Origin of the sequence: Alteromonas sp. IB21 (assembly GCF_016405965.1) — a bacterium.
Taxonomy (GTDB): Bacteria; Pseudomonadota; Gammaproteobacteria; order Enterobacterales; family Alteromonadaceae; genus Alteromonas.
The window spans coordinates 16,087-41,023 of sequence record NZ_JAEFCD010000032.1 but is presented as its reverse complement, the minus strand read 5'-3'; the positions used below and the strand labels follow the sequence as shown (position 1 = coordinate 41,023).

The window sequence follows — 24,937 nt, the reverse complement described above, 5'->3', positions numbered from 1 at the left end:
ACTATATTATTAGAAGGGTAAACGTTTAACCCTATTAAGCTTTGCGCGTTACCGCGTAACTGGCCAATTCAGAGAGAGTGATTATGGGAACCCCTTTCGACCCTGCAAATGATCCACATCGCCGTTACAATCCGTTGTTGGGGGAGTGGGTGTTAGTGTCGCCTCATCGAGCGAAGCGTCCTTGGCAAGGCGCCTCAGAAGAGCCTAACAATGAACAAAAGCCATCTTACGATGCCACATGCTATTTGTGTCCGACCAATACGCGAGTAAATGGTGAAGTTAATCCTGACTACAAAGGAACTTTTGTCTTTCAAAATGATTTTGCCGCTCTTAAACAAGACACTGAACAGGCAAGTGAAAGAACCGGCCTATTTCAGTTTGAAACAGAACAAGGCTGTAGCCGCGTCATTTGTTTTTCACCTGATCACAGCAAAACGCTGCCAGAACTTACTGACGAAGAGCGCGTAGACGTCGTAAACACATGGAAAGCGCAAACTGCTGAGCTGGGTAAAACCTACCGCTGGGTACAAGTTTTTGAAAACAAAGGCTCGATGATGGGGTGTTCGAACCCACATCCGCATGGTCAGGTATGGGCACAGCAGCACGTGCCCACAGACCCAGCGAAGAAGGTAGTGCAGTTGAAACAATACTTTGACGAAAACAGCACCCCTATGCTTCTTGACTATGCCGAGCAAGAAGTAGCGAAGCAAGAGCGGGTAGTTTGCCATAACGATGATTGGGTCGTGGTGGTTCCATACTGGGCGGCGTGGCCATTTGAAACACTTCTATTACCGCGTTTTAGCGTACAGTCATTGCATAAGCTTTCAGATTTTCAGTCCCTTTCACTTGCCAAAATTATCGGTGAGATCACAGCGAAGTACGACAATCTATTTGAAACGTCTTTCCCATACTCTATGGGATGGCACAGCGCTCCCTTTGACAATGAGTTGCACTCAGAGTGGACATTACACGCGCATTTCTTCCCACCACTTCTTCGTTCAGCCAGTGTACGCAAGTTTATGGTTGGTTATGAAATGATGGCCGAAGCGCAAAGAGATTTAACGCCAGAACAAGCAGCAGACAGATTAAAAGCACTGCCCACGGTGCACTATAAAAAACGTGAGAAGACGAATGGATAACCAAGTACTTTCTTCAAAATTTAAAGCGCAGTATGGCGAAGCGCCGGCACTAGTCGCCCATGCTCCTGGCCGAGTTAATCTAATTGGAGAACACACCGATTACAATGAAGGTTTTGTGTTTCCAGCTGCAATTAACTTTGGTACTTGGGTTGCCGCTGCAAAACGTAATGATAACGATATTTTGGTCACCGCCCTCGATTACGATGGTCAACAAAATCAGTTCTCATTGTCAGATATTAACTACGACGAAGAGCAAGGTTGGGCAAACTACGTTCGCGGTGTAGTCAAAGTATTAAAAGAAGCGATGCCAGATTTCAGCGGAGCTAATTTACTTGTGACGGGAAACGTACCGCAAGGGGCGGGTTTAAGTTCATCGGCGTCGTTCGAAGTGGCTATTTTAAAGGCGCTTAGCGCCTTATATGAACTACCGCTAGACGGTGTGCAGGCCGCGCTTCTTGGACAAAAAGCTGAAAATACTTTCGTGGGTTGTTCGTGCGGAATAATGGACCAGTTAATATCAGCCATGGGTAATGAAGGTATGGCGATGCTGCTTGATTGTCAGTCACTGGCTATCGAACACTCCCCGCTACCTGAATCGCACCAAATCGTTATCATTAATTCGAATGTAAAACGTGGCTTGGTGGACAGTGAGTATAACTTGCGCCGCCAACAGTGTGAGCAGGGGGCTTCTTTGCTTGGCGTAACATCATTGCGTGAAGCAACAATGGAGATGCTAGAAGAAGCTAAAGCCCATATGCCAGAAGTGGTTTATCGTCGTGCAAAGCACATTATCACTGAAAATGCGCGAACACTTACCGCGAGCCACGCCTTAAAATCTGGGGATATTGAAACAGTCAGCACTGCCATGGCACAGTCTCACGTGTCTATGCGTGACGATTTTGAAATTACCGTTCGTCCGATTGATTATTTAGTTGAAATCATTGATGAAGTACTCGGTAAATCAGGCGGTGTTCGCATGACTGGCGGCGGTTTCGGCGGCTGCGTAGTTGCACTAGCTCCCACTGACAAAGTCGATGCAGTAAAACAAGTGGTCGCAGATAAGTACTTTGACGAAACTGGTTACCATGCAGATATCTACGTGTGTACTGCAACACAAGGGGCATTTGCCTAGTCGAAACATCTCGGCCTGTTCATTGCCTTTTAAATACAAATTTCTCAAATTTTAAACAATCCTATTCGTTAGCATTGTTTGTGTCCCTTAGGCCGCATCTTCATGTTGCGGCTTTTTTTACATAAATCGCACATTTCCTATTAAAAAAAGTAAACAAAGTGTGATACTAATAGAGCCGCAAACGCTAGCAGCCTAAATTTATGTTCTAAGAACGTTGATTATGCAATTAGTGGGTTGTTAACGCGTCTTTTAAATTGACGTGACACTGGTGTGGCAAAAACCATTATAATAATAAAAACAATTTTTCACCTGTGTACCCTGCATACAAAAAATCGCCGCACCCAAAATAAAAACTTTGGGAAAAACTATGAAATTAGCATCATTAGATATCACTTTATTTGTGATATACGTCGTCGCGCTTATTGGAATTGCGTGGTGGGTATCTCGTGAAAAGCAGGGTCATCAAAAGGATACCAACGATTACTTTTTAGCGGGCTCAAGCCTACCTTGGTGGGCTATAGGCGCATCTCTTATTGCTGCCAATATATCGGCAGAGCAAATTATTGGTATGTCTGGTTCCGGTTATCAACTGGGGCTCGCAATTGCGTCCTACGAGTGGATGGCGGCGGTTACGCTGCTTATCGTAGGTAAGTTCTTTTTGCCTATTTTCTTGAAGCATAAAATTTACACCATGCCACAGTTTTTAGAGCAGCGTTACGACCATCGCGTGCGTAAGGTTATGGCTATCTTCTGGCTAGGTGTTTATGTCTTTGTGAATCTTACGGCAGTGCTTTGGCTTGGTGCCCTTGCCATTAACACCATCGCAGGTGTGGATATGATTTACGGCATGATGTTCCTTGGCCTTTTCTCGCTAACTTACTCCCTTTACGGCGGTTTGAAAGCGGTGGCGCTGACAGACATCATTCAGGTTGTCTTACTTGTACTTGGCGGTTTATTTCTCTCGTACACTGCGCTTAATCTTATCAGTGATGGCAACGGGGCAATTCAAGGCTTCGTTGACTTAACGAATAAACTGCCTGAGAAGTTCGACATGATATTGTCGAAAGACAATCCGCACTATATGGATTTGCCGGGCATTTCAGTGTTAGTAGGTGGTATGTGGATAATGAACCTGTCGTATTGGGGGTTTAACCAGTACATTATTCAGCGAACGTTGGCCGCGAAAAGTGTTCAGGAAGCACAGAAAGGTATCGCATTTGCTGCGTTCTTAAAGCTACTTATGCCGCTAATCGTCGTGCTTCCTGGAATAGCTGCAGTACTTATCGTGCCTGACTTAGCTAAGCCGGATCAAGCTTACCCAAGTTTAATGACCCTAATGCCAGTTGGGCTTAAAGGTATCATTTTCGCGGCCTTAGTAGCGGCAATTGTGTCATCACTAGCGTCGATGACAAACAGCGTATCTACGATCTTTACCATGGACCTATACAAAGATAAGCGTCCTAACGAGTCTCAACAACACTACGTGAAAGTAGGCCGCATTGTGAGTTTTGTCGCTCTGATTATTGCTATGGTTGTCGCTAAACCCTTGTTAGGTAACTTTGATCAAGCGTTCCAGTATATTCAGGAATTTACGGGTTTCTTTACGCCGGGTATATGCGCCCTCTTTGTATTAGGCATGTTTTGGAAGAGAACCACCGCGAACGGGGGGCTGCTTGCTGCACTTGGCTCTTTTGTTCTAAGCATTTTATTTAGACAGTTTTTGCCAGAGTTACCCTTTATCGACCGAGTCGGTATTGTATTCTTGCTTTGTGTAGGCTTGGCTGTGGTTGTGTCTCTTCTAGAGAAAAAAGGCATTAGTGAAAATGCAGTAGACGTGAACGACGTGGAATTTAAAACTACAAGTGGATTCAACGTGGCGTCAATTGCTGTGGTGTTGCTTACCGCTGCGTTTTACATCACCTGGTGGTAGCAAGCGGGAGGGGGTGTTTTTAACCTAAACGCCCTTACTTCACTTTGCTAAAACAACGCGAAAGTTCAGAAGACGATGATAAGGAATTTTGGTAAATTCTAGAAGATGTTGCAGGTAGAAGTGAAAAAGTGGGGTGAAAAACTATAATTTTCCCCTGCAAAATACGATATACTAACCGGCTAATATTCGATGAACTTTCGCGCTTGCTGATGTCTGAATAAGAAGATTCATGCAGCAAGCCACTAAAAACGTTACAGGAGACATCAATGGCAACGAAAGGCGTTAATAAGGTTATTCTTGTTGGAAACCTTGGCAATGATCCTGAAGTTAGATACATGCCTAACGGAAACGCCGTTGCGAACTTAAGCCTAGCAACTAGCGAAAGCTGGAAAGACCAACAAGGTCAGGTTCAAGAGCGCACTGAGTGGCACCGCCTTACAATGTACCGTCGCTTAGCAGAAATTGCCGGAGAGTACCTGAAGAAGGGCTCGCAAATTTACGTTGAAGGTAAACTGCAAACCCGTAAGTGGCAAGATCAGCAAGGTCAGGACAAGTACACCACTGAAATTATCGTAGACCAAATGCAAATGCTTGGCGGTCGCGGAGCTGAAGGTGGCGGCGGTAACGGTGGTTATCAGCGCCCTCAGAACAACCAAGGTGGTTACAACCAGTCGCCTGCACAAGGTGGTTATAATCAAGCGCCTCAACAAGGCGGTGGCCAGCCGGGGGGCTACAGCTCAAACCAAGGTGGCGGATACAATCAAGCTCCACAAGGTGGTAACCCATCTCAGCCTAAGAACCCGCCTATGGCTGAGCCTGATTTTGACTTTGACGACGATATCCCTTTCTAACCAAAGACAAAATATTAAATGTTGAAAAATGATCTTAAAAGCCGCTATTGAGCGGCTTTTTTAGTTAAATTCAGCCAACTATGAGACTGATACCGGTTAATTTTGTATCCGACTAATGTAAAATCACATTCGAGTTATATCCACAGCGCCGCACACAGACAGGTGATGGATAGACGTCAATAAATTTCACATCCAAGGGTAGTCTTATAACGTGTCGGTATTAGCAAGATTATTCGTTTTTGCATTTTTCAGTATCAACATCAGCGCTTCAATAGCTCAAAATAATGTTGAGTGCGAAGTGGAAGGTTGTGATAAGCAAAAGCCAACCGTTATTTGGATGCGCCCACCTGAACTTGGTGTTGAAGGGCCTGGCATTAGTATTATATCTGGTCCGGTTTATGACGTTATGCTTCATTTGTCTAGCTACCTCGAAAGTTATAACCACCAATTTGAAGCCTATCCGGTTAAACGTGCCTGGTCGTTAATTCAACATGAAAAGTCGCCCCAGCAAGTCTACTGTTTTTACGGCGCGTCATACCAAGAAGAAAGAACTCAATGGGGGTATTACTCTCAACCCACCTCTATCAATTTACCTTTACTTGTTGTATCGAGAGAAGCGCTTCTACCTCTAGTCGATGCTGAAGAAAGTCAGGCGTTGTCACAAAGCGCTAAAAGCCTGTTTGAGTCAGTTTCTTTGAAAGCGTTACTCAATCAAAACTTTAAAACCGTGCTCTACAACGACGTAAGTAACGCTTATGCACGTACCGTCGAACAGTGGGCAACAAAATACAATGTGCTAAGAGTGCATAGTCTAGGTAGAGACCTAGGCATGCATACCATTGCACTTATAAAAAGTGGGCGAATTGATTTTGGCTATGTAGGTCCCCGCGAAATAGCTGCATTATCAAAAGAAGAACTCGACACCTTCCATGTGTATCAAGTAAGTGAACTGTCGGACGAGTTGAGAGGGACAAAGCGCTTGCTATGTTCAAAGACAGCGCTAGGGCAAGAGGTAACAACGAGTTTGAATCAAGCGCTCGCGCGTATTTTTGCCAATCCTGAAAAAAGTGAAGTTTTGAGAAATACTAATTTCACCGCCGATGGTTATTCTAATCGCCTTAAGCCTTTATTTGATGAAAGGTGGGATACTTTTCTGTTGAAAAAGTAAACGTTAGGTATCACGTTTAACCTATTTCTCGGTGTCTTTGTTATAGAGCTACGTGGATCTTTTTAGATAGCCCATAATCTATTCCCTATACACTTTAACTTAACCTGCATAGCTTTCTACTTTGTTGCTGAGCGCTTACCCCGTCGTTTTATTACTGATTTTTATTTCGTCTAATCACCAATAATAATGGAGGTTGGCTTGTATGGAATTCGTGAAGCGGTATTATAAATTTGCCCTTAAATAACAAGAAATTCAGTCAAATTATGAAAACGTTATCCCTACTCTGCAGCGCTGCTGCACTTGCGTTTAGTACTACGATGTTACCTACACCTGTTTCTGCAGCTCAGACCCTTTACAAGCCTTTTCCAGCAGATGTTATGCCATCGCTAAGCGAAAAAGGCGCTCACGTTGTTGGCGTAAAAACCATTGAAGCGACTTACCCAGAAAAAGTAAAAGATATTGCTGGAAATGATGTCGAGCGCAAATTGACGCTAGAGGTTTGGTATCCAGCTTCAAGTGCTGCAAAGGCGGCAACGTACGTAAACGAAACGAGAAGTGGTCAGGAATTTGAGATTCTTGCCGATGCAAGTCGTGATGCGCCTATTGCTAAAGCCGGTTCTGAATACCCAGTGGTTGTTATATCTCACGGCTATACTGGCTACCGTACCCTTATGTACTACTTAGGTGAGCATCTTGCGTCTCACGGCTATGTGGTTGCGGCTATCGACCATACAGACTCGACAAACAAAGACGTTAATTTTGCAGAAAACCCGTACTCGGGTTTCCCAAGCACGTTGTTAAATCGCTCGCGCGACCAAATCCTTACCCTAAATAGCATTAGCGAACATGACTTTTTTAAAGACAGTGTTAATGCAAGCAAAGCTGGGGTTATAGGTTATTCAATGGGTGGCTATGGTGCGGTAAGCACCGTAGGCGGTTGCTACGCGTTCAATGATCAAACGGCGGCAACCTTTACCGGAATACAAGATCCTAAAGCGGCAGCGCTTATCAAAGACGCGCTTAACACCTGCGCGGGTGGTAACGAAAACGGAGAAGATGTGCTTCCTGCATGGAAAGCAGCGCTAGCGCTGGCCCCATGGGGTGGGCAACATCAGCTCTTTGACGTTGAATCACTCAACAACATCAAGGTACCTGTTCTTTACGTCGCGGGTGATAACGACGATATATCTGGTTACGAGGGTATTAAGTGGCTATTCGAAAATACCGGGAGTGAAGGCTCTAAACTACTTACCATCAAAAACGCCCGCCATAATGTAGCCCCTCATCCGGCGCCGAAAGAAGCCTATGGCAGCGAGTTTGATTTGGGAAGCTATATAGAACCTGCGTGGGACGTGCAAAAGCTTAATGCTATCAATGAGCACTTTGCATTGGCACTTATGAACTGCCATGTAAAAGGCTTAAAAGATGACTGCGAATACCTGAGCGTGAGTGGTAGTAGTGCTCAAGTCCCTGTTGATGGGAAAAAACCAGAGCCTTGGAATGGCTTTGACGATCGTTGGGCATTAGGACTAGAGATGGAAAGTAAATAAGCTAAACCCAAATAAAAAAGCGAGCGGCGGTGTAATACCGCGTAGCTCGCTCACTTATATTTTCTGTACCCAGCGCTCAGGAGGCCAAAGCGCTTAAAAGGCTACACCGCTTTAACGGTATAAATTAGCGCTGTTTGTGGGAAGAGTACCGGCAACTGCATACCGTATTGCATCAACACTTCACCAGAGAATACTTGCCCTTCAGTTTGTTGCAAAATAGATGGCGTGTATTCTTTTAGCTTCTCTGGCCATACACGCTCAAGGGTGTATTGCTTGTTAGCATCAAGGCCTGCGAAATAGAAGCGGTTTGGTGTCGTACGCACGGTTTCTGTAACACTGTTATAAGCAAAAATGCCTTCCTGCTTGTCTTTAGATACATAACCAAATTTCACATTCATGCCGTCATCATCCATGCGGAATAGGTCGCCGCCGTGGGTAATATGACGATACTTTTTATAAAGTGAAATGGCATCGGTTAGCACTTTTTGTTCGTGATCTGTTAGTTCACGCGGGTCCATTTCAATTCCCATGTGACCAAACAAGGCCACCGTCGAACGAATTTCGATAGGTAGGTTTCTGCCAGTGATATGACAGTCGCGTGGGCCCACGTGGGCGCCCATGACTTCAGACGGGAAGAAATATGAGCAGCCGCGCTGAATATACAAGCGGTCTAGCGCGTCGTTAGAGTCTGACGTCCAGAAGCGATCTGTGTGTGGCAATATACCTAAGTCGACACGTCCGCCGCCTGAACAACAGCTTTCTATTTCAATGCCTGGCTTTGCTGCTTTTACGCGGTCAATCAAGCTGTAAAGCGCAGTCATTTGAACATGCATGGCCGGTTTGCCTTGAAGGTTGCCTGGATGGTTTACGTCGCGGTTCATGTCCCATTTGATGTAGCTAATTTTGGGGTAGGCTTTTAATACATCAGTAATTACTTTATACAGGTACTCAACCACTTCTGGGTTGGTTAAATCTAGAACATATTGGTTTCTAAATGGCACATGAGGGTTGTTCTCAGTTTGTAGCGCCCATTCAGGGTGCGCGCGATACAAATCACTATCTGGGTTCACCATTTCCGGTTCAAACCAAATGCCGAATTCCATGCCAAGACCAGTCACATGGTCAATTAAACCATCTAGCCCTTCAGGGTAAATAGCCTCATCCACAAACCAGTCACCAAGCCCGGCCTTATCGTTTCTGCGCCCTTTAAACCAACCGTCGTCTAATACGAAGCGTTCAATGCCTAGCGGCGCTACCTTGTCAGCCAGCGCTTTAAGCTCGTCTTCGTTATGATCGAAGTAAATTCCTTCCCACGTGTTGTAGTGAACTGGGCGAGGTTTAGACTCAGCGCTATGGTTTAGCACATTGCTACGAATAAAATTGTGGAACTGTTGCGAAAGGGAAGAAAAACCTTCACAGCCATAGCCGGTATAAAGCACTGGCGATGTGTAGCTTTCGCCTGCCTTAAGTACCACTTCACCTGGAAACAGTAATTCGCCGAATTGAACATAGCTTCTACCGTCGGCCATGAGCTCGGCGCGGAACTTATGATTTGCTGAAGCACCAAGGTGGTAGCCAAAGCATTCTCCGTTTAGTTCGCCCGTTTCTTGAGGGAAGGCGATTAAGCCCGGAAAGGTATCGTGTGATGTTTTACCACGACGATTTTCACGCACATAGCTTCCGAAGAATAAATCGTGATCTTTGGTTTGAAACTCTGCAGACCATCGGCCTTCAAATGTTTTGATTTTATTTACCCTAGTAGGAAGGGGAAGGCTTGCTGCATTAAGGTAATTGAGATTTAGTGCACTGCTGCCGATGTTTTCTACACGAGATACATATTTAACTACACTGGTATCTGTATCGAGTTCAGCCGTTGTAACAAGGCGCATACCTCGGTGCGCATCTTCAGCAATAAAGGATACCGATTGTGCGCTTTGGTTTATGTCAACTAAGGTAAAGCCTGCTGACCATTGGTCGGCATCACCTGAAACTTCAAGGCCTGGCTGACCTGTCCAACCTTCACCATGGGTTGGCACGAGTGTAATAGGTGGCTCCATGACCGGGGCACATTTAGCTTCTTGACGTGTGTTTAAAACGCTAAGCATTTCAGGTGTTGTGTTATCACTTAATGGGGCGCCATAGTAAATGACTTTTGGCATACGACCCTGACAGTCGAATATTAAGGTGACTTTTTCGTTCGACAGACGTACGAATGATGTGAGTGACGACATAAAAACCTCATTTTACATGTGTAGATGATTGTTACACATGCTGTTTTAAGAAAAGAACTGACAGGCACAGCAGGTGTGCTGTACGTTTTTTAGGTTTTACATAGATTTATTGAGTTTAATTCCTACTCGTATGGCAGGGTCTTCGAATGATTCAGTTAGCTGAACTAGCCTATTGTATTGTCTCAGGGAAAGCAGCATGGCGTTTATCGCCATAGAAATACCTTCTTTATGAAGCTTCACAATCGTGTCAGCTTCTAATTGCGCATATTTTTCTTCATTAACAGAATAGAGGTTACTTGAATGAACTATTTGCCCCGAAGCGCGCGTTATTGAAACAGAAAGCGGAGCCAGTAAGTCGTATTGCTTTAATATATCGACAAAAGCCTTAGCCTGTTGTTGGCCTTCAAGTAACGTGGCTAGATTTTCCTGCTGTTGTTTGAGCAATGTAGTGGGGTGTCCATCACTTGAGAACAGCGCAGCTCCAACATCATCAAAAGAGGTAAAACGTGTACTGTTTTCGTCGATTAAAACACTCACTCGCTGTTCATCAATTGAATAATTGAATGGGTAGCACTGAACACTTAATGGAACAGCGTGGCCCAGCCATTGTCGCTCGTGATAAAACACGTTACCAAACCCCTCAAAACCCAAACAACAGGTTAAAGATAAAACGTCTGCGGCTTCATCGTGCACTAAAACAAGCGGCATACAACCACTTAAAGCGGCAATTTCATTAAACCCAATGTTTACGAAGTTGAATAATTTTGAATGACTAAAAGTTGGGTCATTTTTAAGTTTGATACTCTTGTGTTTAACAGGCTCAAGAGGAATAAAACGAGTTCTAGACATAATTCATTCACTTAAAAAAGCTGTCGATTAGTCCTCTATGTGAGGGCATGCGAGCTTGTAATTGTTTAATGAGTGCTTTGTTTAAAGACATTTGTTTGTTAGCAAAATCAACGTGCTTTAATGCTCTCTTATAAAAACTGTTGGCTGTTGCGCATTCGGCTTTATCAAGCATTCCATAAAGAATATAGCGATAACTTTGTGCGCTAAACGTGTCACTGGTTCGCGAAAAGTCACTCTCTAACACGGGTCTTAAACGCCACTCTTCAAGTAACGCAGATAGTTCAAAGGGAATGGACTCATTGCTGCGATTGTCTTTCCAAAACGCCGAGTCATTATTGCTGAGTACATAATGAAGTTTAAGAAAATTTATCGCGCTTTCCCACATACCTTTGAGCCGTTCGTTAAAGCGCCTTTCGACAGATGCCATAACACATTTATCCGCAGGAAGTTGTTCTGCAAGTAATGTTGCACTTTGTTCGATAAGCATCAATGAAGAAGCTTCTAAAGGTTCTAAAAAACCACTTGAGAGTCCTATTGCTACACAATTCTTTTCCCAGAACTTTTTCCTATAGCCTGTTTTGAAACGTATTTCTCTGAATGATGAGGCGTCTATCGAATCTGAAGTATGCAGCTTTAAATAGTTTGCATAGGTCTCTCTTGCCGCTTCATCGTCTTGGTGGCGAGAGCTGTAAACATAGCCTGTACCTCTGCGATGCTGTAGGGCAATATCCCACACCCAGCCTGCTTTCTGTGCTGTAGATTGGGTATAGCAAGCAATAGGAGCGTTCGGGTCTTTGTAAGGGAGTTGAAAAAACAGCGCTCGATCAGCAAAAAGAATATGAGAAGCATCAGTTAGCTCGATGTTTAACTCTTTATCTATGAGTAGGCCGCTAAAACCGGAGCAATCGACATATAAATCAGCTTGAATTTCACCGTGGCCCCGTGTGCTAAGTCCACAGATCCCCATTTCATTTTGCTTGACCGATGTGACGTCATCTACTATGCGATTGACGCCTAGATTTTGAACGCAATGCGAGCGAAGTAACTCGATAAATTGCCCTGCATCTAAGTGATATCCATAATTTGCAACGAAGCTTTGATTGGATTGTGATGACATTTTTGGCGCCAACCCTTCATCGCATAAAGAGGGTTGGAAACAAACATCACTCGCATACTGTCCTTGCTCTGTATGCATTGAAAGCCAATATGGGCTGATATCCAAATTGGCAGAGCCTTGAGGTGCACTGAATGGATGGTAGTATGAATTACCTAATCCACTATGATGCCAGTTTACAAACTTGCTAGCTTGCTTGAAGGTGGCACTGGCATGTTTGACGAGGTCTGCTTCAGATATCCCAATTTTAGATAACGTCTGGCGCATGGTAGGCCATGTTCCTTCACCAACGCCGATGGGGTGAACTGATTCTGATTCAATAACAGTGATAGACAATAAATTGCCCGCATCATCCGGTTTGCAGTGTGTTGCAGCAAGAAGGCCGGCCGTAAGCCATCCCGCTGTTCCCCCACCAACAATAATTATCTGATTCATTTGAGCCACACCATGAAAAAAGTTCTTTTAGCCGTGAACGCTTTCATCGTCAACAAGTCGACCGCGCCACTCAGCTTTTTGTCTGAAAACAAGCCGGTTTAGTGTGAGCGCAAGTGCGATACAGCAAATGAGAGTCACCAACATTAAATGAATATAGTGCAACCCGAATGGTGCGTGTACAAAGCTAAAGTAAGCGTACAAACATACACCAAAAACAACCGCTGCAATTCCAGCGTTAGCGTTTACGTTATTAAACAGTAAGCCAACAATGAAGATTGAGAGGATCGGCATGCTTAACAAACCGAAAAGCTGCTGAAGTAAATTAATAATACTCTCTGCTTGCGCGTATATAGGTACCATCAATAGCGATACGATGGTCAATACTGCGGTAACAATCCCGCTTAAGCGAGCTACATTGGGATTTTTCTGAACGTAAGCCTCATGTATATCACATACATAAAGTGCGGTAGCAGAATTCAGATTACTGTTGTAAGTCGTCAACACAGCTGCTGCTAGCGCTGCCGCAAAAGCGCCTGATAACCAGTCTGGAAGTACATCACCTACCAAAGTGCCATAAGCTGCATCGTTTATATCACCGTAAAGCTTAAATGAGATGATGCCTGGTACTACGATGATTGTGGGCACTATGATGAAGCGAATAATGGCCGCCGCATATACGCCCTTTTGAGCTTCTTTTAGGTTCGGTGCTGCCATTGCGCGCTGTGTGATAACTTGATTGGTGCTCCAATAGAAGGTTTGAATGAAAATCATACCCGTCAGCAAGGTGTGCCAAGGAAGAGGTGATTCACTATCCCCGATAAGGGTGAGGCGCTCTGCTGGAATACCTGAAAAATCAAAATCGATTGCGATTAAAGCCAAAACGACGACAACTATGGCCATTACGAGCAAAAGCACACCAGAGTAGGTGTCTGATACGGCCACAGCGCGTAAACCGCCAAAAATGGCGTAAAATGCGCCAATAAGTGCAAATGCAGTAGCCACGTACATAAGTGGAATATCTACATTAAACATGTTGATCATGAACAAAGAGCCTGAATAAATTACTGCAGGCATAAAAATAAGGCTACTTCCTAAGAAAAACAGCAGTCCTATCAACGCACGAATATGCCTGTTGTTATATCGCATCTCGAGCAGTTCAGTCGTGGTTGTGCATTGATAATGGTAGTAAACTGGTAGAAACACTCTTGCTAAAATGATCAATCCTGCCACAGCAGCAAATTCCCACCAGGCTAGAAGGGCCATTTGATTGCCATTCATACCAACGAGTTGGTCGGTACTAAGATTTGTTAGGGTAATTGAGCCCGCGACGAAAATCCATGTAAGTCCGCCACCAGCTAGAAAATATTCTTTGTTTTCGTTAGCTTTACTGTGCCCATGACCGCGGCATTTTAAATAGGTAAGAAGGCCAATTAGTGCGGTAATAAAAATAAAAACGACAAGTTGGGTTAAGCTGCCTGACACGAAAAACTCCTCAGCAGATTAAAGATAAAAAGGGGCAAAAACGCCCCTCTTATATACTAGGTTTTACTAAAAGTTAGCACGTACGCCTACAGCATAACGAGCACCATCAGCAACTTGCTGAACGAAGTGTTCAGATAAGCGACCACGACGTGTTAGCTCTTCGTCAGTAATGTTTATACCTTCAAAGAACACCGTAAAGGTCTCGTTGATGTCATAGCTTACGCTCATATCTACTTGAGTATAGGTTTCAGTGAAACGAGGCTCTGTTCCACCAAGTGAGCTTACTGCTTCTTGCATAAACGTTTCACGGTTATTCAGTGCTACACGCGCTTGGAACGCGTCTTTTTCATAGAACAACGTGATATTCTGCGAGTTGCCTAAACCAGGTAGGCTGAACTCTGCGTCAGAGTTTACAATGGTGGCGTTAGCTTGAATACCAAAACCATTTTCAAGCGTATGCAACCATGCAAGCTCTAACCCTTCTACTTCTAACGTTTCGCCATTTCTAGGGCGTAATACGCTGAAGATATACTCACCACTATCAAGGAAAAGTGATTCGTCAGCTACATCGCCAGCAATAAAGTCTTCCACTTCTTTATTAAACGCTGCTGCAGAGAAATAGCTGGTATCGTCATAATACCACTCTAATGACACATCCCAGCTCGTTGCGCTATAAGGTTTAAGCGCGGTATTACCCGCCTGAGCCTGTAAGTTGCCTGGACGTGCTACTGTTACGTTGAACACAGGAACCAAGTCATCCATCATCGGACGGGTAAGCGTTTCTGAGTACGCATATCGAAGATATAATTCGTCCGTTAACTCAAGCTTAACGTTGACATTAGGTAGCAATGAAGAATAGCTGTTCGTCTCGTTCACCGGCGTACCAAAGTCAGTTTCATAAACAATGTTAAGGTCTGACGGATCGTTTGGAATAGGTTCAAGATCTCTTACTATCTGACTCGTTCCATCAACAGACGTGTCAGTTTCGCTGTAGCGGAAACCGAAGTTGATGTCTAAAGGCATTTCAGAGATTTCAGTGGAGAAATAGAACTGCACGTAGGCGCTCAATACTTCTTCACTCACTACGAAAGAATCGTTGCCCGGCTGTGGGTTTGAAATGTTTGTAGAATCAACTAACTCGCGCGCAGCATCAAACGGAACGCCATAAGCATCTGCAAAAGCCTGCACACCTGCATCCGATGCAGCGTACTCAAAAAATGCTTCTGGGTCGTAAGTTAGCCATTGATTTGGCACACCCGCAAAATAGTTGTCTGCTGTAAACACGGTAAGTAATTCATCTGGCAAATCAACTTGATAACCGCAGTATACATTACAAGCAGAAGCGAAACGGCGTGTATTTGATTTCTCACGGTCTTGATAATAAACACCGAAATCTGCTTTGTAGAATGCATTATTTGAATCTGGTACCCACGTAAAGTCGGCGCGATATTCGGAAATAGTATCTTCTGTGTCGAAACCATTGCGTTCGTTGTAATGCATACGACCTAAAGAGGGGGTTTGCAATGCTGCATCACCGCCAGCAACAGATAAAGTCGGCGTTGAACCAGAAAAATCTACGCTATATTCGTTGTTGTAACCCACAACAGTAAAGAAGTTATCCCCACCACTGCTGTCTTCTGCGGTTGAAGTAGACAAATCAATATTCGCAGTAAGATTGTCATTAACTATCCATTCAAAGTTCGCACCGATTGCTTGAATCTCAACATCGCGACCATAGCGGCGACGAATAAAATCTGTTGCACCACCTACACCGTCAACAACGGTGCTCGTAACACCTGAAAGGCTGCCGTTATCGGTGAATGACATGTTGTCAAGGTTACCGTCTGAGAACCAGTGGCCAACACTGTGCGCATCAGAGTCTACTTCGAACTTTGAATAAAGGCCGTCTAACGTTAGCGTCATATCGTCATTGGGCGCATACTGAACAACAAGTGTGCCTGACGTTCTTTCGCGGTCTACAAGGTCGACAATTTGGTCAAAGTTTTGGGGGATAAAAACGCCATTGTATTGCGCTGAGTCGGCGTATGCAGGGTTGCCTAGTTGAGAGCGGTCAGTAATGCTGACGCCCGGACGCCAATAACGCGTTTCCAAAATGTTTGTTTGTAGTTCGCGTTGTTGGAATGATGCTGCGGCCAAAACGCCAAGTTTACCGTCTGCAAATGTGTTAGTCACAAGGCCTGACATTTGAGGAGAGGTTTCTTCTGAAATGTCCTCATACATGCCTTTAACACTCGCTACTGCTTTGAAGCCATCAAATGCAAACGGGCGGGCTGTCGTGATTTCAACCGTTGAACCGATACCGCCTTCTTGCATCGAGGCTAGCGGGCTCTTATAAACTTTCGCGCCGCTAATCAGTTCTGCTGGAAGCGTATCAAAACTGAAAGCACGACCTTGGTTTTCTGTGGCAATTTGGCGACCATTAACAAGCACGGTGTTAAAATCTGGGCCAAATCCACGAACCGTGATAAATTGACCCTCACCGCCAGAACGGTCGATAGCAACACCTGTAATTCTTTGCAATGACTCTGCTACGTTCTGATCTGGAAATTTACCAAGATCTTCGGCGGTAATACCGTCATAGACCACATCTGACGCTTTTTTGTCTAGCATCGACGCTTTCAGTGAACTGGTAAAACCTTTAACTTCTATAACCTCCACTTGCTGATCAGTAGCGGTTTTCTCTTCTTGTGCCAGTGAGATAGGGGCGTGTAGGGCAGAGGCGATAGCAACACCTAAAAGTGAGCGTTTCGCAATAGGGCCTAACTGTGATGTGTTAATTTTATGTGTCACTGTGTTTTCTCCATGAGTAGGCTACGTTTTAACGTACTTTGCACTTAAATTACGTTTCTAGAGTGTTCGGATCAAGCTTATTAACAATACTTTTACACATTTAACGATATATTTTCCTGATTATTATTTGTAACTTTATGAAAAATATAATGTTTCTTTTTTAAGGTAAAAGGTGAAACGTTTACCTTGATTCCAATACTAGCACAAAATGACAATGTAATTACAATGTTATAAAAATATTTTTGTATAAAAAAAGTGCGACCAATAGCCGCACTTTATTAACAAACGGAAAAATAAGAGAAAATTAGGTACAGCGGATGCGGGCTACAGCCTCTTTCCAGCCGTCGTAAGCCTTATCGCGCTCTTGTTTGGTTAATCTAGGAGTGAAAACGCTATCACTCTTCCAGCAGTGGGTTAAGTCATCTACAGAATTGAATATTCCAGAGTGTAACCCCGCAAGAAAGGCAGCGCCTAACGCCGTGGTTTCCGTTATTTCAGGCCGTTCAACCTCGGCACCTAAAATGTCGGATAAGAACCCCATAACCCAGTCGTTTCGCGACATGCCGCCGTCTACGCGTATCGTTGTGGGGCGAGCACCGTCGCTTTCCATGGCCTTTTGGAGGTCTTTGGTTTGATAGCAAACAGACTGTAAGCCAGCGGCGACGATTTCGCTAATGCCGGTGTCACGGGTTAATCCTAAAATTGCACCTCGAGCATCTGGGTCCCAGTAAGGTGCACCTAAACCTGTGAATGCAGGCACCAGAAACACCCCGTTGTCTTGCCTGGCACGCTGGGCGAGGGCTTCGGTTTCTGCTGCATCGTCAATAAGCTTTAAGCCATCTCTAAGCCATTGCACAGTAGCCCCCGCCATGAAAATACTGCCTTCCAGCGCATAAGTAGTTTTGCCATTAAGGCGGTAACCTACAGTGGTGAGCAATCGGTTTTTCGACTGAAGGGGCTCGTCACCGGTATTTAAAATCATAAAGCAACCGGTACCGTAGGTACTTTTGGCCATGCCTTTTTCAAAACAAGCTTGCCCTACAAGAGCGGCTTGCTGGTCACCAGCAACGCCTTGAATAGGAATGGCTCTGCCGATAATGTCTTCTTTGATGACGCCAAAATCATCTGCGCAGTCCATAACCTCAGGTAGCATCGATGAAGGAATATTGAATTTGCTTAGCAATTTCTCGTCCCAACACTGATTATTAATATCAAATAACATAGTACGAGAAGCGTTAGTGGCGTCTGTTTTATGTGACTCACCGCCCGTAAGGCGCCAAATCAAAAATGTATCAACCGTACCAAAGAGTAAGTCGCCATTTTCCGCTTTTTCTCGAGCACCCTCAACATTGTCGAGTATCCAAGCTACCTTAGTTGCTGAAAAGTAAGGATCGAGTAAGAGCCCGGTCGTTTCCGTGATGTAAGAGACGAAAGATTCGTCTCCACTGAAGTCTCGGCAGTATTGTGCAGTGCGTCTGTCTTGCCAAACGATCGCAGGGTACACCGTTTTTCCCGTATTTTTATCCCAAACTAAGGTAGTTTCGCGCTGATTCGTTATGCCTATAGCGGCGATATCAGATGGGTCTACGGAACATTTTTTAAAAACTTCTTTCAGAGTGGATACAACGCTTTCCCAAATCTCTTCGGGGTCGTGTTCAACCCAGCCGTCTTTCGGGTATTTTTGAGAAAATTCCTGCTGGGCAATAGCTTCAATGCTGCCTTTTGGAGAAAAAATAATACTGCGAGAGCTTGTTGTGCCTTGGTCAATGGCGAGAATATGTTGTCCCATTAGGTCACTCCTGGAGATAGTTTTCGTAGAGTTTGCATTATTTACAGATGTTTAACAATGCTATATTTTCGAAAACGAACATTTTGTTTTCGTTTTATCTTGGGATTTTTGTCTTTAAACACGTATAATTACGTGTAATTTATTTCTGAGGATGTGTAATGAACCAAACGCAAAGACACGAAAAAATTGTTGGGCTTATTAAGCAACAGGGTTTTATGTCTATTGATGATTTGGTTAACGCCTGTGAAGTTACGCCTCAGACTATTCGAAGAGATTTAAACCAGCTTGCTGAAACCGGTGTTGTGAGCCGCTATCATGGTGGAGCAGGGTTAAATCGAAGCTGGGAAAATACCCCTTATCAAGAGCGAAAAACGCAAAACAGTGAAGTCAAAGAGCAGATTGCTGAAGCTGTTGCGGCAATGATACCCGACGGGGCGTCTTTGTTTATCAACATAGGTACTACCACAGAACTTATTGCCACTAAGCTGCTTAATCACAAAAACCTACATGTTGTAACGAACAATATTCACGTTGCGACTATCTTATCGGCTAAAGAAGATTTCTCAGTTATTATCGCCGCAGGCGAGGTCCGCTATCGGGACGGCGGTATTATTGGCGAAGCAACCTGTGATTTTATTAGTCAATTCCGTATGGATTACGGCATTATTGGAATCAGCGGAATTAGTGCAGATGGCGCGCTGCTCGATTTTGACTTCAGAGAAGTAAAAGTTTCACAAGCCATTTTGCAACATACCCAGCATGTTATTCTTGCTGCTGACTATAGTAAATTTGAACGCCGCGCTATGGTTGAACAGGGTCATATTTCACAAGTTGATTGCTTAGTATGTGACAAGACGCCGCCACCTAGCATAAGTAAAATTATAAAAGAAAATAATATCACTTTTGTAAAAGCGTGATCATTGGCTAGTGCTTCCGTTATGCCGTTATGAACACGGCATTGTCGTAAACCTATTCTATATTTGTCACTAATAGCCTGTGTTTATCTAGGCATATCCTACAAGAGTACGAAAATACTCTGCTTTTCAACTTTCCCCCTTTGAGTGTGTATTGACGGCACTTAGCGGGATATGCCGCTGTTTGTCTTTCCAATCTATCTCATTAGCCTAATCAAAATCTGCAGAATCGTGTTCATTCATTTTTCCTTAATGTTCGATAATGTTCGTTTTGTGTTGACATGTTTTCTTTTTGGTTGTCAAATAGCCAGTAATTTAGCGAATGAAAACGTGAACACCAGTAGGGGCAAATTATGAGTCACAACAATGAATCTGAAAAAACAGTCGACGTTTTAGTCGTTGGCGGCGGTGTGAATGGCGTGGGTGTCGCGCTTGATGCCGCGGGACGTGGTCTTTCAGTTGCATTGTGTGAAAAAGGCGACTTAGCCGGCGCGACATCGTCATCTAGTAGTAAGCTAATTCATGGTGGCCTGCGATATCTAGAACATTACGAGTTTCGTTTAGTAAAAGAAGCACTCGCCGAGCGTGAAGTATTATTGAAAAAAGCCCCGCATATTATGTGGCCCCTGCGTTTTCGCTTGCCGCATCAAAAGCATTTACGCCCCGCTTGGATGATTCGCATTGGTTTATTCATGTATGACTCATTGGCGAAACGCAACATGCTGCCTCGTTCGCGTAAGCTTTCTACTACAAGTGATAGCCCTCTAGTCAGCGATATTACTACCTGCTTTGAGTATTCAGATGGCTGGGTTGACGATGCGCGCCTTGTGGTGTTGAACGCATTGGCTGCTCAAGACCAAGGTGCGGAAATCTACACCCGTACAGAGTGCGTTAAAGCCGAGAAACAAGACAACCTGTGGAATGTAGAACTTAAAACGGCTCAAGGGAAAACGTTTACAGTTAAGGCTAGGTCGATTGTTAATGCGGCAGGCCCTTGGGCTGTGTCATTTTTAGATCGCTTAGTAAATGTTAATAACCCTAACGCGATGCGAATGGTAAAGGGCAGTCATTTTATCGTACCGAAGCTTTACAACACTGAAGAAGCGTATATTTTACAAAACAAAGACGGTCGCATTGTCTTTGTTATCCCTTACGAAGGAGATTTCTCTTTGGTGGGCACCACAGATGAAGACTATAAAGGCAATCCATCTGATGCGGCTATTTCAGAAGAAGAGACCAACTACCTTATCGACGTTGTAAATACCTATTTCAAAACCAAAATAACGCAAGATGATATTGTGCATTCTTACAGTGGCGTTCGTCCTTTATTGGAAGAAAAAAATGCATCTGCACAAGAGCTTACCCGCGATTACAAGGTCGAGTTAAAAGGCGAAACAGGAAAACCTGTTTTACTTAATATCTTTGGCGGCAAGATAACAACATATAGAAAACTGGCCGAACACGCCGTTGACAAGTTAGTCACGTGTTTTCCGAAAGCAAAAAAGGCATGGACGAAAGAAGTGCCTCTACCTGGCGGCGCTTTTACAGACCAAGCATCATTGATTAAAAAGCTAACTAGCGAGTTCCCTTGGTTAGATACATCGATAGCAGAGCGATACGCACGCCAGTACGGACTATTGTGCTATAAATTTTTAACAGGTCTCACATCGTTAGAAGAGATGGGGGAGGATTTTGGCGCGGGATTGCATCGTGCTGAGGTCGACTACCTCATCGATTGGGAGTGGGCTTGCACGCTAGAAGACGTAATATGGCGTAGAACGAAGCACGGATTGCGTCTAGATAAATCTCAGCAAACGGCGTTAGCGCAATATATAACAAGCAACGTTAATCGCACTTCTGATGTTGTAAATGCTGAATTTGCAAGCGCATAACAGTTTAAAAATAAACGCTTTTATAAAGGCCTCTTGAGGGCTTTATTTTTTAATGCCCACTTTTCCTAATTCGACATCTATCAATAACAGGGACGTTATAGCTTTGACTTCAATAAAAGAAGTAATACTCATTCGACACGGGAAGCCTCTTTCCGCCCACAACGAAAAAGTCAATTCGGCTAGTTACGCTAACTGGGTACGCAATTACAATAAATCTCCTTTAGATCCATCTAGTCATCCCAAGCAGCAAGTATCCATCGAAAATAGCTACATTATTGTTAGCCCGTTGCTGAGAGCTAAACTGTCAGCTGCCTACTACGGCGTGACTCGCGTTGATGAAGAGATTTTCAATCTTAAGGAAATGGATATTCCTTATTACAAGCTTCCCTTTGTATTACGCACTTGGCACTGGGTACTATTAAGCCGTACGCTGTGGATTATGGGTTTTAAAGGTCGCTTTGAAAGCTTCAAATGTGCGCGACAGAGAGTTGAGAAACTCTCTCTACACATCGAAAGTTTGAGCAATAGCCACCAACGCATTGTGCTTTTCGGGCATGGTATGACGAACTATTTTACGCGAAAAGCATTAATGAAAAATGGATGGGAACTCACGCAAAAAGATGGTGATTTTTGGGGTGTCACTGCACTTAGAAAATGCGATGTTGAAGCAGCTAGAAATATTTAGACGTGGCAAGTGTCTGTAATAACGTTTCCGCTTTTTTTGAGCCTTCCTTCAACATTTTCTAAAACTGCCGATAATAGGGTAAGTCACAAAATAAGACGCGCTACTGCTCAGTATCGATTGAGAGAAGGCTAATGATAAAAAACAACAACGAAACGTCTTCCATAGCAACTATCACGAAGGCACTTGTTGCTGTCGTCTTCGCTTTAACGCTAGGGCTTACCATGAGCTTTTTCCACACAGGAGAAGAAGATACAACAACCAAAGCTTTTGCTGCTCAATTAGATAAATTCAAGCGTCATATTGTTGCCTCTCACTGGCAATGGCGAGTTCGGCAGCCGACAACCATGATTATGCTTATTCACTATGATGAATCAGGCAGTGAGATTAACCGAACGCCCGTCCGCATGAGCCACAATGGTTGGCCTAGCTATGAATTATCAGATACAGGATGCGAGAATATATGGAAAGCTTTAGTGGCCGCGCCTTTGCGTGTGGACGGCTTTAAAGTTAACGCTCGGTATTACGCAGAATTAGATGAGAGCGAAGATAATTATTGGTGCCGCTTTAGTCTAAGTAGCGGAAGTTATTTCGATTACTTTCCTGCTGACGGTTCAGTGACCAGCCTTACTAACTAAATACTACTTCAGATAACTTTCTTGCTCATTAGGTTATACTTATGTAGGTGTTTGTTCTCTTTAGATAATTAGTCTACTTTTTAGTGAGCGTTATATTACTCAATAACGCATTGGGGTATTGTTAATCATACGGTAATCCTCGACATTAACGAGCAAAGTGGATTTATGTTTTCTAAACCGTTCTCTTCGCAAACGAAAAAAACAACGCTCACTATAGGAATATCTATAAGTGCCGCTGAGCTGCATGTTGTTGCTGTTGATTGTGGCGACAATAGCGTTGCGCTCGGTTCGGTTACGTCTTTCCCTTTTGATCCGCTAGGTCCTCTTGATAAACAGATAAGCGGTGCGTTAAGCGCATTTGAAAAAGAATCATTTGGTCTATCTATCGTACTTTCTCAAGATATGTATCAGATGGTCCAAGTAGAAAGGCCAGACGTGCCGGAAGAGGACATAGCGGTTGCTTTACCTTGGACGCTCGGTGAGTTAGTGCCCTACGACGCTAACAATATGGTATTGGACTATGTTGACTATCCCGTACAAACGCGCACGGGCGGTAAGAAAATAAATGTGTTTGCTACCGAGAAATCTCCCTTATCTTCTGTAGTTAAAACGATAGCAAGAAAGAAAAAGCAGGCGCTGACTCATATTCATACCAAAGAAATATTGGTTACCGAAATGGTGCCTGATGACGATTATGCACGCCTACTCATTGTTCAAGAGCCCGACAGCGAACCCTTTTTAATGATTGTTCGCTCGCGAGCAATTTGGCTGGCCCGTCGTCTTCGAGGCTTTGTAAATAAGGTAAATGATGACGCAGGTTTTTCGCAGCTAAGCGATGCCCTAGGCCTAGAAATTCAGCGTTCAATGGATTTTTATGAGTCGCAGTTAAAGCAACCTCCGCTGAAAGAAATTCTATTTAATACTCAGTTCGACTGTATGCCAGTTATAGAGCGTTTAAAGCCATTTCAACCAGCAGCAATGAACGTGTTTACGCCACGGCTACAATTAGCTGATGTGGTAGAGCCAACCTGTCATTTTGCTTTGGCTAGTGCGCTTGTTGCAGCGAGAGAGGGCCAATGAAAAAAACGATTAACCTCTACCACTGGTCATTAAAACCTAAGAAAGAGCGCCTTCCACTTTCTAACGTACTTTTTATAACAGGCGGAGTGCTAACAATTATGGTTAGTGCGGTAATTTTGCTTAACCTTGTCTTAAACAGCAAGCAAGATGAGTTAGCACAGAAAACCGCTTCAATTAAGGTGATTGAGAGCGAAATCAAAACGTTGAATACAGCGCTTGAAACAAAGCGAGATACGAAAAATCTGCAGAAACAGCTAGACCGTGTAAATTCAAAAATTGATAACAGGAAGCAATTGTTGGCTTACCTTGAAAGCGGAGAGCTTTCATTTGACGCTACTCGATACGGTGAAGTGATGGATGACTTGGCTAACTACCACAATCCCAATCTTTGGCTAACCGATGTCGAAATGAATACACAACGAATTCGATTGGCAGGTCAGACGGTAACTCCGTCTGTTATACCGCAATGGCTGAAAGCGCTACAACAGTCGCCATTCTTTGAAGGGAAAACATTTTCGTCGGTAAAATTTGATGAAGTTGACGGAAATGAAAACGTAAAAGAATTTTTTATATCTACTGATTTCGTGGGAGAGGCTGATGAGTCAATATCAACAACTCTCTGAAAAGTTCTCAGCGCTACAAGATAGAGAAAAACAGCTCATTTTATGGGTAAGCGCTGGGCTTATTGTTTACCTCTTCTTTTGGTTTGGCATTTCGCCGGCCCTGGACAGGCTGTCAGCGGCAGATAAGTCACTTGCAAGAAAGGAAAGTGAGCAGAAGGCCCTGATCATCCAAAGAGATGCAATTCAGCAGGCTCTCTCTATCGATTACACCCAACGGATGCAGCAATCATTGGATGATGCACGAAAAGCATTGCTTGCAACAGATGAGGCGTTACTCGCATTTGACGAAGGGTTTGTCGCTGCAGATAAAATGCCCGACTTGCTGATGACACTGTTGAACGAAGAAAACGATATACGCCTGCGTAACTTTAGTGTGGAGCCAACACAAACCATTCGGTTTGGCGAGGGAGATACACAAAGTACGCCGTTCTATCGTCATAACATGCGCTTAGTTATTGAGGGCAGCTACTTCGATCTACGTCATTACCTAGCACGCTTACAAGCAGCGCCAGAGAAGGTAGTAGTAACAGAATTTACGTACCGTGTAGACGAATATCCTACTGCGACACTCGCTCTCGGGTTAGCAACGGTGAGTAGTAACGCAACTTTCATCTCGCTATAAGGAGA

Annotated in this window: 19 protein-coding genes; 13 read left to right on the top strand and 6 right to left on the bottom strand. The window is 44.0% G+C overall.

All coding sequences use genetic code 11. The features are described from left to right. The first annotated feature begins 83 nt into the window (after positions 1–83). The 6 genes from JC525_RS17550 to JC525_RS17525 all read left to right on the top strand — a co-directional run bounded on the left by JC525_RS17550 (position 84) and on the right by JC525_RS17525 (position 7,770). Positions 84–1,139 (top strand): UDP-glucose--hexose-1-phosphate uridylyltransferase, encoded by a 1,056-nt coding sequence (locus JC525_RS17550; RefSeq protein ID WP_198817101.1) that lies wholly within the window; start codon positions 84–86, stop codon positions 1,137–1,139. Beyond that, positions 1,132–2,271, top strand: coding sequence for a galactokinase (gene galK / locus JC525_RS17545; protein WP_198817099.1), 1,140 nt, complete (start codon positions 1,132–1,134; stop codon positions 2,269–2,271). The genes JC525_RS17550 and galK overlap by 8 nt, the downstream gene beginning before the upstream one ends. A gap of 367 nt (positions 2,272–2,638) precedes the next feature. Continuing rightward, on the top strand, positions 2,639–4,201 hold the full coding sequence (locus tag JC525_RS17540; protein WP_198817097.1) for a sodium/sugar symporter: 1,563 nt from the start codon (positions 2,639–2,641) through the stop codon (positions 4,199–4,201). A gap of 266 nt (positions 4,202–4,467) precedes the next feature. Continuing rightward, positions 4,468–5,052, top strand: a complete 585-nt coding sequence (locus JC525_RS17535) for a single-stranded DNA-binding protein (protein ID WP_198817095.1) — start codon at positions 4,468–4,470, stop codon at positions 5,050–5,052. A 211-nt stretch (positions 5,053–5,263) separates the two neighbouring features. Continuing rightward, on the top strand, positions 5,264–6,220 hold the full coding sequence (locus tag JC525_RS17530) for a hypothetical protein (protein WP_233095278.1): 957 nt from the start codon (positions 5,264–5,266) through the stop codon (positions 6,218–6,220). A gap of 263 nt (positions 6,221–6,483) precedes the next feature. After that, complete coding sequence (locus JC525_RS17525; RefSeq protein WP_233095277.1) at positions 6,484–7,770, top strand: alpha/beta hydrolase family protein; 1,287 nt, start codon at positions 6,484–6,486, stop codon at positions 7,768–7,770. Positions 7,771–7,871: 101 nt separating this feature from the next. Here the strand turns inward: JC525_RS17525 and JC525_RS17520 are convergent, their stop codons facing one another. From JC525_RS17520 to glpK, 6 genes are all read right to left on the bottom strand, one after another. Beyond that, the gene (locus JC525_RS17520) at positions 7,872–10,001 is read right to left on the bottom strand and encodes an alpha-galactosidase (RefSeq protein WP_198817093.1); all 2,130 of its coding nucleotides are present in this window, start codon (positions 9,999–10,001) and stop codon (positions 7,872–7,874) included. 96 nt (positions 10,002–10,097) lie between these two features. Continuing rightward, a complete protein-coding gene (locus tag JC525_RS17515; RefSeq protein ID WP_198817091.1) occupies positions 10,098–10,850 on the bottom strand; it encodes a SapC family protein in 753 nt (250 codons plus the stop codon). Between the two features lie 7 nt (positions 10,851–10,857). After that, a complete protein-coding gene (locus JC525_RS17510; protein WP_198817089.1) occupies positions 10,858–12,399 on the bottom strand; it encodes a tryptophan halogenase family protein in 1,542 nt (513 codons plus the stop codon). A 27-nt stretch (positions 12,400–12,426) separates the two neighbouring features. Next, positions 12,427–13,881, bottom strand: coding sequence for an SLC5 family protein (locus JC525_RS17505; protein ID WP_198817087.1), 1,455 nt, complete (start codon positions 13,879–13,881; stop codon positions 12,427–12,429). 66 nt (positions 13,882–13,947) lie between these two features. After that, positions 13,948–16,692, bottom strand: a complete 2,745-nt coding sequence (locus tag JC525_RS17500) for a TonB-dependent receptor (RefSeq protein ID WP_198817085.1) — start codon at positions 16,690–16,692, stop codon at positions 13,948–13,950. A gap of 304 nt (positions 16,693–16,996) precedes the next feature. Next, entirely contained in the window at positions 16,997–18,481 is a 1,485-nt protein-coding gene (gene glpK / locus JC525_RS17495) for a glycerol kinase GlpK (protein WP_198817083.1), read from the bottom strand. 158 nt (positions 18,482–18,639) lie between these two features. On the opposite strand from glpK, the gene JC525_RS17490 reads away from it, so the two are divergent. The 7 genes from JC525_RS17490 to gspM all read left to right on the top strand — a co-directional run bounded on the left by JC525_RS17490 (position 18,640) and on the right by gspM (position 24,932). Continuing rightward, positions 18,640–19,398, top strand: a complete 759-nt coding sequence (locus tag JC525_RS17490; RefSeq protein WP_198817077.1) for a DeoR/GlpR family transcriptional regulator — start codon at positions 18,640–18,642, stop codon at positions 19,396–19,398. Between the two features lie 350 nt (positions 19,399–19,748). Continuing rightward, the gene (glpD, locus tag JC525_RS17485; RefSeq protein WP_198817075.1) at positions 19,749–21,287 is read left to right on the top strand and encodes a glycerol-3-phosphate dehydrogenase; all 1,539 of its coding nucleotides are present in this window, start codon (positions 19,749–19,751) and stop codon (positions 21,285–21,287) included. 103 nt (positions 21,288–21,390) lie between these two features. Continuing rightward, complete coding sequence (locus JC525_RS17480) at positions 21,391–21,972, top strand: phosphoglycerate mutase family protein (RefSeq protein WP_233095276.1); 582 nt, start codon at positions 21,391–21,393, stop codon at positions 21,970–21,972. 131 nt (positions 21,973–22,103) lie between these two features. Next, entirely contained in the window at positions 22,104–22,607 is a 504-nt protein-coding gene (locus tag JC525_RS17475) for a hypothetical protein (protein ID WP_198817073.1), read from the top strand. A gap of 165 nt (positions 22,608–22,772) precedes the next feature. Further along, positions 22,773–23,687 carry an agglutinin biogenesis protein MshI gene (locus JC525_RS17470; RefSeq protein WP_198817072.1) on the top strand — a complete coding sequence of 305 codons (915 nt, stop codon included), beginning with the start codon at positions 22,773–22,775 and terminating at the stop codon, positions 23,685–23,687. Beyond that, positions 23,684–24,310 (top strand): PilN domain-containing protein, encoded by a 627-nt coding sequence (locus JC525_RS17465; protein ID WP_198817071.1) that lies wholly within the window; start codon positions 23,684–23,686, stop codon positions 24,308–24,310. Before JC525_RS17470 ends, JC525_RS17465 begins: the two co-directional genes overlap by 4 nt. Further along, entirely contained in the window at positions 24,285–24,932 is a 648-nt protein-coding gene (gene gspM, locus JC525_RS17460; RefSeq protein ID WP_198817070.1) for a type II secretion system protein GspM, read from the top strand. Before JC525_RS17465 ends, gspM begins: the two co-directional genes overlap by 26 nt. Positions 24,933–24,937 lie beyond the last annotated feature (5 nt).